Source organism: Methanocalculus sp. (genome assembly GCF_029762515.1).
Classification (GTDB): Archaea; Halobacteriota; Methanomicrobia; order Methanomicrobiales; family Methanocorpusculaceae; genus Methanocalculus.
Window position 1 is genome coordinate 1 of sequence record NZ_JARVGN010000542.1, and the last position, 1,242, is coordinate 1,242.

At 51.9% G+C, this 1,242-nt stretch carries 2 protein-coding genes; both read right to left on the minus strand.

The genetic code is table 11. The features are described from left to right. On the minus strand, positions 1-580 hold a 580-nt coding region (locus tag QCH34_RS12995), incomplete at its 3' end, for a type I 3-dehydroquinate dehydratase (protein WP_300334747.1). Then, the coding region (locus QCH34_RS13000; protein WP_300334748.1) for a U32 family peptidase at positions 577-1,242 on the minus strand (666 nt) is incomplete at its 5' end. The genes QCH34_RS13000 and QCH34_RS12995, both read right to left, overlap by 4 nt.

The window sequence follows — 1,242 nt, forward strand, 5'->3', positions numbered from 1 at the left end:
CGGCAGCAGTCGCATTCCCGGCATGGCAATAGGCATATCCTGATCCCATAACAAGGAGCAGGGGCCTGAGCCATGCATACCCGGATCCCATAATCGAGACGCAGATCGGTTTTTCCGCTCCAATGGTATATCCAAGGAGTGTAACCGCATCTTCGTTCTTTTTCGGAGAGACGACAATCTTTGGGATATCACCATATGACCGGAGCTCTTTTTCGCAGAGTGAGAGCTGATCTAAGTCCGGAATCTCTTCGGTATGATACGAGGCTATGATCGTCTTCTGCTGCGTCCGCACCCAGTCTGCATGATGAGAGAACCGACGCTCTATATCGACCATATCTGCATAGGGAAGAAGGATCTCAATGCGGCGTTTCCATTCCGCCGCATCCCCGGCAAACCGTCCTCCTTCATGTACACTCCTGATCGTAAGGAGCAGCAGTCCTGTCCATTTTGATCTGATCGCCTGAAGGTCTGCTGGCGTGCAGGTCTCCATCAGGTCAAGCCGAAGCTCGATTGCCCATGGATCCTCGGCTGCTGCACCCTCAAATTGTGAGAGGTCATTAATTGATATGATATACTTCATCTGAAACCACCGCCAAGGAAGGGGCCTGTTGTGATTCCCCCCCATGAGATCGAACGGATATCATCTTTGAGCTGATCGATAGTGCCACCTGAGAGAGCTGAGGAATAAGCCCGGCATATAGCAGCGGCATACTCTTCAGTTCTGGACCGGAGCTCAATCCCGAGAATTGCAATTCCGGCATCAAGGATGAGATCCAGATGATCGATGAGGCAGGTCTCAACGGCATTTCCTATAATTGTCCTGCACTCGCTATCAACCCTGAGCGGAAATGATCGTCCGGTCTGATCCATTATAGCTGCAAGATGCAATCCGGTATGTGACGGACAGGGGTATCTCCCATATGCAATACAATGTTCGGTGATCATCGCCGGAACCGATCCATGCACAAAGAACTCAATCACTTCATCATCCCCGATGCAGAGGGTTTGAAGTTCTGCCAGTGAGATCTCTCTTGAGAGGGCAACTGAGTTGTGTGCTGGTTTGAGTGCTTCGAGCGCAAAGTGATTGGTGATATTCAGTGCTGAAGATCCACCAACCGCCATCTCCGGAACACGTGCCCGTACTGCCTCGGAGACACCCAAACCCCCGACCATCACTCCATCGATTCCGGCAGCGTATAGATCACCCAGAAGGGGCAGGGCAGCATCAAGGAATCTCCGGCG